The organism is Devosia sp. (assembly GCF_040509215.1).
GTDB lineage: Bacteria > Pseudomonadota > Alphaproteobacteria > Rhizobiales > Devosiaceae > Devosia.
The window spans coordinates 1-9998 of record NZ_JBEVLL010000042.1 but is presented as its reverse complement, the minus strand read 5'-3'; the positions used below and the strand labels follow the sequence as shown (position 1 = coordinate 9998).

At 58.9% G+C, this 9998-nt stretch carries 7 protein-coding genes and 1 pseudogene; all 8 read left to right on the top strand.

The genetic code is table 11. The features are described from left to right. A pseudogene (locus ABW043_RS02030) lies at positions 1-2181 on the top strand (Eco57I restriction-modification methylase domain-containing protein); the annotation flags it as partial. Next, entirely contained in the window at positions 2171-4132 is a 1962-nt protein-coding gene (locus tag ABW043_RS02025) for a DUF2326 domain-containing protein (protein ID WP_353919577.1), read from the top strand. The pseudogene ABW043_RS02030 and the gene ABW043_RS02025, both read left to right, overlap by 11 nt. Then, on the top strand, positions 4132-4887 hold the full coding sequence (locus tag ABW043_RS02020; RefSeq protein WP_353919576.1) for an HNH endonuclease: 756 nt from the start codon (positions 4132-4134) through the stop codon (positions 4885-4887). The genes ABW043_RS02025 and ABW043_RS02020 overlap by 1 nt, the downstream gene beginning before the upstream one ends. A gap of 482 nt (positions 4888-5369) precedes the next feature. Further along, the gene (locus ABW043_RS02015; protein ID WP_353919575.1) at positions 5370-6638 is read left to right on the top strand and encodes a DUF4357 domain-containing protein; all 1269 of its coding nucleotides are present in this window, start codon (positions 5370-5372) and stop codon (positions 6636-6638) included. 86 nt (positions 6639-6724) lie between these two features. Then, on the top strand, positions 6725-8644 hold the full coding sequence (locus ABW043_RS02010; RefSeq protein ID WP_353919574.1) for an AAA family ATPase: 1920 nt from the start codon (positions 6725-6727) through the stop codon (positions 8642-8644). An 8-nt stretch (positions 8645-8652) separates the two neighbouring features. After that, a complete protein-coding gene (locus ABW043_RS02005; protein ID WP_353919573.1) occupies positions 8653-8949 on the top strand; it encodes a DUF6634 family protein in 297 nt (98 codons plus the stop codon). Positions 8950-9073: 124 nt separating this feature from the next. After that, entirely contained in the window at positions 9074-9727 is a 654-nt protein-coding gene (locus tag ABW043_RS02000; RefSeq protein ID WP_353919572.1) for an AAA family ATPase, read from the top strand. Further along, positions 9720-9926: a hypothetical protein gene (locus ABW043_RS01995; protein ID WP_353919571.1), complete on the top strand. Its 207-nt coding sequence runs from the start codon at positions 9720-9722 to the stop codon at positions 9924-9926. The genes ABW043_RS02000 and ABW043_RS01995 overlap by 8 nt, the downstream gene beginning before the upstream one ends. Positions 9927-9998 lie beyond the last annotated feature (72 nt).

The window sequence follows — 9998 nt, the reverse complement described above, 5'->3', positions numbered from 1 at the left end:
GAGCGGATCAAGCTGCAGGAGCAGGAGTTCTTTGCCTCACGCTTGCCCGAGATCGCCAATGCGCCGAATAAGGCTGCGCGGGATCGCTTGATCAAGAAGTTGGAAAAAGCTCCGCCCGGAACCGGAGAACGCGCACTGTTTGACGCGTTCACCGAGGCGAAGCGCGAGGCCGAGGCGACCAGCGAATTCGTACGCGTGCCGGGCCAGGATGGCGGGCGTTTTGCCCTCACCGGGCGGGGCGACGTGAACACCTATGCGCTGTTCGCTGAACTTTTCGCCAACCTTGCCTGGCAGCGTGCCGGGGTAATTGTGCCGACCGGTATTGCCACCGACGCGACAACGGCGCCCTTCTTTGCACATTTGGTTGAGGCACGACGGCTGGCGCGGCTCGTGGATTTCGAAAATCGCGCTGGCCTGTTCCCTGCTGTCGACAGCCGCATGAAATTCGTCTTGCTTACCCTCGGCCAAGACGAACCTGCCGCGCATTTCGCATTCTTCCTGACCGAGCCTGCGCAGTTGGCCGAGCCCGAGCGCAATTTCACGCTCACGCCCGCCGACATCGCCGCGATTAATCCGAACACCAAGACTGCGCCTGTATTCCGCTCCCGCGCCGATGCAGAATTGACCGCCAAAATGTACGGTACCGTCCCCGTGCTCATCAACGAGGAGAAGGGCGACGCAGGCAACCAGTGGGGCTTCAACTACATGACGAAGATGTTCGACATGGCAGATAGCAGCCACCTTTTCCGAACCGCAGAACAACTTTCGCAATTAGGTTTCGTGAAACGCGGCACTGATTGGTTATCTCCACCCCAGTTACCGCCTGAACGGCTTGTTCCGCTTTTCGAGGCCAAGATGGCGCACCAATTCGATCATCGGTGGTCTGGCTATAATGCGAACGGCGAGAGCCTTGAGTTCGGCGAAGCCGAACAACGTTCACCGGAGTTCGAGCCTTCTCCGCGGTATTGGATCAGCGCTGCTCTGCGGGATGAGCGAACTTTGACGATGAGGTGGCAACACCGCTGGTTGACTGGGTGGCGTGATATTGCGAGGGCGACCGACGAGCGGACGCTGATTGCCTCGATCGTCCCTGACGTCGCGGTGAACCACAAGATACGACTATTTTTCTTGCCTGCGACACCAAATGTCCACGTAAGCTTCACTGCGTCGTTGAATTCCTTGGTAGTGGATTACCTCGTCCGTCAGAAGGTTAGCGCCACTACTTTGGCCGTTTTCATGTTGGCACAATTGCCGATCCTTCCCCCGACCTTCTACACCGAACCCCGCCTCGCCTTCATCGCCCCGAAGGTGCTGGAACTTACCTACACCTCGCACAGCCTCGCCCCCTTCGCCCGCGATTTGGGCCATGACGGCCCGCCCTTCACCTGGGACGAAGACCGTCGCGCGCTCCTGCGCGCCGATCTTGACGCGTTCTACGCCCGTGCCTACGGCCTGACGCGTGACGAGCTGCGCTACATCCTCGACCCCGCCGACGTGAAAGGACCCGACTACCCCTCGGAAACTTTCCGCGTCCTTAAGGAAAAGGAGATCCGCCAACACGGCGAATACCGCACCCGCCGCCTCGTCCTCGAAGCCTGGGATCGGATGGAGGAGAATGGGGTGTTTGCTTCCCTCGGAATGGCTGACACAGCATCAGCCGCGGTCCGACAGGTCCAGCTGCATGGACCCGACGAGTATCAGGATGGCGTTTGGGCGTGGCCGCATGGTCTCAACGAGCGTGACAGGGTACGGGCTCAGCTTCGGGCGATTGTAGGCACACTGCCTGGGCCGTCAGATAGTCGTCGCATCCGTCTGGCCGCGCTTGCCTGCCTTCAGCCAGGTCTGCTCGATGGCTTCCTATCGGGAGGTGATCGTCAAGAATGGCAGCGTCTGACGGTGCACTCGAAAGGCGTATCCCAGCTTGTTCCGCCAACGAATACAGCGTGGGGCGTGGCCTTCAGTGAACTCGTCTCTTCTGCCGTTCTGGATGTCTCGTCCGACGGATCACAATGGAGCGCGGGATCAAAGCTTGACCGTTCTACGCTGGACGCAAATGATCCTCACGTCGGCCGAGCGATTTTTGCCTGGTCGAGGCTTGAACATGTGGACTTGGATCAAGGACTGGCCCAGGTTTCAGCCGTAATACTACCCTTCATCCGCGAGGGACGCCTTGCAGCCTGAATTATTTCAGCCCGCAGAAATAAAATTCACGCTGCCGGAAGGCCTGCCAGGACCACGTTTATGGATCCGGCGCTTGGCACTCTGGCAAAATCCCGAAAACCTTTTGCGCGACATTCAACTCAGGCGCGGTGTCAATGTTATCTGGTCGCCAGATCTCTCGGCGAACGGAGCAGGGGCCACTCCTCATGGCAGCGGAAAAACAACATTCTGCCGTCTGATAAGATACTGCCTGGGTGAGCGCCAGTTTTCGAGCGAGGAACAACGCCCGCTCATGCAGCATAAGCTGCCAAACGGTTTCGTTGGAGCCGAGGTCATTCTCGATGGCGAATGCTGGGTTATAACTCGCCCTATCGGAATGAATCTGCCCTCACGTGCCTCTCGAGCTGAGCGAATCGAGGAGACTTTCGACCAACTTCTCGTCGCCACGGAGCCCTCGACAATCGCACCGATGATTTCAGATCGGTTTTGTGCACGGTATCGAGATCAGGTCCACGGAAACTTGAAGCCAGATCAGGTCTGGGAGGTACTTCTTGCTTGGCTCACACGAGACCAGGAGTGTCGGCTGGACGATGTGTTTGATTGGCGTTCGAAGCGGTCTGGGTCTGGCTCCCCCGCTCAAGAGCTGTCTCTTGAAACAAAGCTGACAGTCGTGCGTCTCGCCCTACGTGCGCTTTCGGTTGAGGAAATTGGAGCCACCGTTCAATCTCGAACACTTGTCCGGCAGCGTGATGATCTGCGAGAAAAACTCGGTCACCTCGACTGGTTTCAAAGCCAGAGGTTTTCTGAGCTTTGTGAGGGACTTTCCTTTCCAAAGGACCGTGACCCGGCTGAGCAAATAGTCCGCAAGGAGCTCATCGACAAAGCCAATGAAAAGCTGGCGAAGGCCTTGGGTGCCGAGCACACCAAAGGTCAGTCGCCAAATGTCGGGTTGCGCGGGAGACGGCAGATCCTACAGGAAGAGCGCAATAAAAGCAGCGACGACCGCGCTGAAAAGAAGGCTATCTTACAAAGTCTTCCCGGCCAAATTGCTGCCATTCGGGCCGAACAGGGGACCGAGCAAGCAAGGCTGGAGACCGGCGTTATCGTACGGTGCACCATATGTCGTGTCAGCATCGACGAAGTGACAGCGAAAGGATGTGGCGTTTCTTTGGAGCGCTGCAATCTCGACGAGGTGAAGTCGCGTATTGATGGGGCCAAACAGCTGGTTGACGGACTGCAGCGCCAGCAACGCGCCTTGCCAGGTGAGATCGGCGATCTCGATCACAAGATCACAAACTTGGACGCAGAGATTGCCAGAATTGACGATTTGTTTTCTGAGCTCGACGACCAGGATTCCGCAAGGAATGCGACGGTCACCCTGGCGCGAGAATTGGTGCGCGAGGCCACGTGGTTCGATCGCCAATTGGAAGGTCGCGCCGCAATAGCAGAACGCCTGAACGTCATCGACAACAAGCTTGAAGGGGTACGCCAAACGGCAGGTCTCGAACGAGATCGCGCTGCGTCAGCGATAGGCGATCTGGAAACACTCTTTGGGCAATTAGTCGCGGCCCTCATGCCGAAGGGTTGCTTTGGCAAAATAAAGCTTGATGGCCATCGCCTTCATCCAGAAATTTCCCTCGAACGCGGCGTGGGTCTATCAACCGCTGCGGTGGAGTCATTCAAAATCGTTGCCTTCGATCTCGCCGCAATGATTCTTGCTGTGAATGGCAAAGCTGACATGCCGTCACTTCTCATCCATGACAGCCCACGCGAAGCAGACCTTGATGCGGGCATCTACTCCAACTTGTTTGATGTCGTGCTGGGTCTGGAGAAGCTGGCTGATCCACCACCATTCCAATATATCGTGACAACCACGACAGCACCCTCGGACATAAGCGCTGATCACCCCGCGTTGCGACAGCAGCTCTCATCGACTCCTCCTCAGGCCCGGCTCTTCGCAATGGACTTTTGATGATAGTAACGCCGCAGTCCTTCGTCACCCGTCAGGAATGCGACAAGGTGGCTTTTCAGAACGGCTTCCGCCGGCTGCAGGACGAAATCGAGGGTTGGAGGCTTTATCGTTCGACAACCGCACAGGGTTCGATCTGGATCGCATTTGAAAGCGACGGAGCATGGCTGCTCGCGCTTGACCACCCAGGTGTAATTGCTGAAATCGGCCTGAAACCAAGAGATCGACCAAGCCCAGGTCTCGCATGCTTTTCATTCGAAGATTTGGCCGCGCTATATGCATTGATGCCGCGCGTCTACGAACTTTCTCTAAGTCTTCCTGATGCGCCACTTCAGGAGTTTGTTCACCAGACCAGCGGCCTTCCGACAGCGACAGAAGCAGAGCGTCTACTCGCTCAAAGGGTCGGACAAAACATCTTTCGCGACAGGTTGATGGTATACTGGCGGGAGCGGTGCCCTTTGACAGGTATCTCTGACAAATCTCTTCTCCGCGCCTCTCATATCAAGCCCTGGAAAGACTGTGAAAGCGATGCCGAGAGGCTGGATGTTCACAATGGTTTCCTGTTGTCGTCTCTCTGGGATGCAGCTTTCGATGGAGGGCTCGTAAGCTTCAACGACGCAGGTGAGCCGTTGTTCTCGCACATCCTTAGCGAAACTGCTCGAAGGCTGCTGTTCTGGGACATGCCGCTTCCTCTTACCGACAAACACCGAGAGAAGCTAAGATGGCATCGCGCGCATTTTTCGTTTGCCGCCCCTTGATGGCCGCTCGAAAGCCATCGCGAGTACACCGGTGCCTTGGGCACGATAGGTGTTTTTTGCTCCCGATGCCGGCGCCCTTAACGTGGTGTCGATCTGGCGGGCTTGTCTACACGGTATCCTCCACGGTGCGGATGCATCGTAGCGATCCGTTCGCGGTTCGAGATCTGAAATGAGCCGAAGCTAAGCGGTGGTCAAATGGGCAATCGTGGCGGGGCGTACCGCAGTATTTAGTCGGCATGTCGACAAAGTGGCCGAGGCCGCCGCCAGCCACGATCTGCACTTTTGCCGAAGTGGTGGATTCGGCCCGTGTTAACCATGCGATCGTGGAGTGCCTTGTATCCTGAACGAGGATCCTCATCTTGCACATGTCGGCGCCAAACGGCCCGATATGGTCTGAAACGCTCTGTGCAAGGAGCGGCCGACAGGGGTGTGCAAACCACCTGCCGACCTGACCATCCAACTCCTGCACTCACAGGTGTCACATGGCTAAAGCCTTTTCTACCGGCGCGGACGCTTCGAGCAAGTCCTATTCCTCTATGATGAACTATTCCCCGCCGGTCCTGTCCGCCGGTCTGGTTCAGCACGCACTGCTGTCCGGGTCGACGCAGCTGACGATCCTGCGCATCGTCGATGAGACCGGTAGTGCGTGTCTCGGCGACATCGCCGACGGTCTGGTCGATCACCCCGATGCCGCCGGCGCTGTGCTCGTCATGGTGGATTTGGGCATTCTCCTCATCGACTATGTCGGAGTGATCGACGAGCATGCCTTGGTGCGTCGCGCGCCTTCTGATTTTAATCCGACGCCTTTGGGCAGCGAGCTCGGTGCTCGCGGTAGCGATAGCGGTGTCACTGAACGTGTCGATAGCGTGAAGGCCTCTGCGGCCCCCCTGCCTTCGGGTATCAACCGACTGGCCGCTACGCCCTTCGTTCCAGCCGTGTATGTGGCGGCACCTGAGGCGCGCCGGAGCCTTGGTAAGATTGGCGCTCTCGCGCGTCCGGGTATTTACGCGCTGATCGGCGAACGCCAGGTCTATATCGGCGCAAGCTCGACGGTCGGCGCCCGTGTCGCCGGTGGTCAGCAGCCAATCGCCGATATCAAAACCATTGTCGTGATCAACGACGCCAATAACAGTCTGTCTGATGTTGATGTGCTTGCAGCAGAACGGATGTTCTTCACGCGTGTGCAGGCAACTCGTGCCTATCCGGTCATGAATGAGTTGCCTATGGGCGCTGCTCTCGACGCGCAGCGCTATAGTGAAATCGATGCCTTCCTCGCTCAAGCGTGCCTGACGCTGCGCCACAATGGCCTCCTGTTCGCCGGGGGCACAGCACGGGCCGTGCTTGCCGGTCCCCGCAATGAGGCTGGGCGCGTGGGACCGATGCGCCCATTCAACGAAATCCCCACGGGCGAGCGTCTCGAGCTTTGCTTTGACGATGGCCTTGTTGCTCTGGCCGCCCGCCAACATGACAATCGCTGGGTCTTGCTCCAAGGCTCGGACGTGCGCATTGAGACCGCGGCGAGTGCCAATAGCAGTACGCGCTTTCAGCGTTCTGCCTGGCTGCATGCCGGGCTGCTCGAACTCTCGGCCGACGGCCGCAGCTTCGTGACCACTCGTGACCTGGTTTTCCGCAGTGGCAGTGGTGTCGCGCAGTTCTGCGTCGGATCCAAGGGGCGCACCCGCGATAGCTGGCAGCCCATCGATCCCGATGGCGGGCTCGATTTGAACACTGCCGCGTTGATCGCCGCCTAAGGCGGCAATCCCAAAACACCTCATTCTTTCTTACTCGACGGAGTGCGCGCGCTTGCGCGTCCTCTGGCGCATGGAGTCTGCCTGTCATGGCCAAGCACGATATCGACGACGACGACTTTAACCCCAGGGACCTCGACACGCTCACCAAGGCGCAGATCAGCTCCGCTGACTGTCTGATCGACGCAGCGCTGAGCAAGGCGCTCACTGCAAAAGCGCGAACTCTGATCGCGCGCGGATCGAGCGCAATTGTCCTCGCTGTACCTGATCTAGAGTGGTCGCAGCTGTTGGTGAGGCGTGTCGCAGAGCTCTCAGACAAGATCTCGGTCAGTGCGGTTCACGAACGCAGCGGCCAAAGGAAAAAGGATGATCTAGTTGGGGCGGATGCATTGCGAATGCTTCAGCGTGGCCGTTGTGTCGTGTTCATCTCCCATGATCCGGCCGGAACTCTGGACCCTGTGGTTCTCGCTGCGGCAGATGTGACCATCTCGATCGGAGCAATCACTGCTCCTGTGCTGCGCAAGGTCATCCGGGAGGTGACTGGCGGTATTGCCCGAGGTGTAACGCCTGACATGGCCGCGCTGCCTTTGTCCTCCGTCATCAGCGCGATCCGTCCCGGTATTCCAGCGCGCGAATGCGTCGCCAATTTGAAACGCGCGATTGTGCCAGTGCGGCAGACCGCTGAACCCGACGTGCCGCTGCTCACCCAGATTCCACTTGTGAGTGAGGTGCGCCGCTGGGCCGATACGTCACTTGATGACCTTGCTGCTGTCGCTGATGGAACGCTTCCGGCCAACGCTTTGACTTATGGCGTGCTAGAAGGTCCTCCAGGCGTTGGCAAGACGCTTCTGGCGCGCAGCCTTGCCCGCACCGCTGGGTGGAGTTTTGTCGATAGTTCGGTCGGCTCCTGGTTCACCACGGGCGATGGTTACCTTGGCGGTGTCGCTCGTAACTTGAAAAGCTTCATTGATGCGGCGATTGCCGCCGAGCCTGCGATCGCCTTTCTAGATGAGCTTGATGCTCTGCCGGACCGATCGGCTTTGGACGCCCGCAGTCGTGACTGGTGGACGCCTGTCGTGACCCTGATGCTGACCGAGATTGATCGTCTCCGCGCTTCCGGGGCGCGCGTCCTGATCCTGGGGGCCACGAACTACGCCGACCGTCTGGACGCGGCGCTCATTCGACGACTCCAGCAACGGATTGCCGTGCGCGCGCCTCACAGCAGGGAAGAGATTGCCGATCTCTTCAAGTTCTACCTCGAAGGTGATCTGGCAGAGGCCGATTTGATGGTCTTGGCCCACTTGACCACCGGCACGACGCCTGCTCGCGTGGAGGGCTGGGTGCGCCAGGCACGCGCCACGGCGCGCATCGCACAACGGCCCCTCGTGCTTGAGGACGTCGTCGCACAGGTCACGCCGAAAGACGGCCGCCGGCCTGACGATATCCGCGCGATCGCGCTCCATGAAGTAGGGCACGCCTTGGTTGCTCATCGGCTTGGCCATAAGGTCGAGATGGTGTCCATCATCCCCGACGCATCAATCGGTGGTCAGGTCACTAGCGCGCTGCCGACGGTCGTTCCGACGCTGTCCCATATCCATGACATGGTCACGGTCATGCTGGCCGGTCGTGCCGCCGATATTATGCTGGGAGGAGGGGCCAATAGCGGATCCGAGAGCGACCTCGAGAACGCAACGCGAATGCTTATCGATGCGTATGAGCGGCAGGGCCTGGGGCAGGGGCTCTTATACGGTCCCGCTACCTCCAGAATGCCCTCGTCCGTCACAATCAAGGCCGTGTCTGCGGATTTGGCGGCCTTACTTGAACGCGCCGTGGCCATGCTCAAGGCAGAGAGCGATCTTGCGATCAAGCTCGCAGAGCACCTCGCAGCGGCGAAGGTTCTATCGGGCGAGCAGGTCAAGGCCTTTTTTGATGCCAGCTTGCCCCGTTCCGTTCCGCGAACTACCGTGCAGGCATCCCACGACGTGCTCCGTGTGCCGCTGTCAGTGTGAGGGCTGCCATGGTGCGTCTATCACGAAAGACCGTGCGCGATGGCCTGCAAGCCGCCTTGGCCATTCGCACTGGCAAACTCCCAACGAAGGCCGAGATCGAACAGGCTCCGCAGATATCCAAATGGGCCTGGACCGCCAACGATGCCGGATTTGCGCGGTTATTCGGTTGGGTGGAAGGGCACCCTCGGCTGGGGACAGGATGGTGCACGACAAGTGTGGTCCTGGCGATGGACACGGAGCGCCGTTGGGCTCGGACCGTGAGCAGGCTCTATCGTCTGGCTGAGCCGCTATCGCCGGAGGAGTAACGATCCGATTAGAGGGCGACGGTATCAAGCGGGCATGCTCGCTTGATAGCAAGACAGACTGGGGACCGCAGACGTTTTGTTTCTTGCCAGACCTTATCCGACACTGTCGAAGAAAGGAAAACGCATGACCAAACTTACAAACTCAATCTCCCTTGCGCTGTGGGGGAAAGGTGGCTCTGGAAAGAGCACGACCGCTCTCGCTCTCGCCAGCCTGGCGGCCGCCGAAGGGCGCCGCGCTGTCGTCCTTGATGCGGATCCACAACGTTCTTCGAGCGCTTGGTACCAGTCGAGCAAAACGCCGTCATTCGCAGTTCATAGTACCGAGGTGGTCGCTGTACCGGCCCTGCTTGAGCGCGCGAAGGCGCGTTATGACTTGGTGATCATCGACAATCCTCCTGCGCGCTATAGCGGTTCATCCCAGATTGTGCAGAGCGCGGATCTTTCGTTGATCGTCGCACGCCCGTATGCCTTTGATCTCACTTTGGCGCTTGAATGGGTGGGCATTGTACAGCGCGCCGGTGCCGAACCGCTCGTCGCACTAACTGCGGCACCTCCAGAGCGCCAGGGCATAATGGCTCCAGCTGTTAAAGCCGCTCGTGCCCGTTTGACCCAATCTGGCGCTCTAGTTTGGTCGCATCAAGTAACTCAGCGCCAGATCCACCCTGAGCTCATCGCCGGGGGAATGTCCCTCGCAGATCTGCCCGAGACCGCCTTTGCACGTGAGGACTATGAGCGCCTCTGGTTGTCTCTTTGCCGCTGGGAGGGATGCCATGGTTGATCAAACCAACGCCCGCGCCACTGCCGTCGCCGAAGACCTCCTGGAGCCGAGCGAGGGGAGGGCGCAGATTTGCTATCGGCTCTCCCGCGAGCGCCGCAACCTCCTGCATCGCCTTGCCCTTGATCGCCGTACGACTGTGCAGGCGTTACTCGATGAAGCTGTAGGCGACTTTCTCACCCAAATCCAAGCAGACATTTGATCCGCTCATATCGTATGCTGTTTTGCTAGCAAGCGGGCAAGACAGCATACGATAATTCTAGGGCAGCCACTG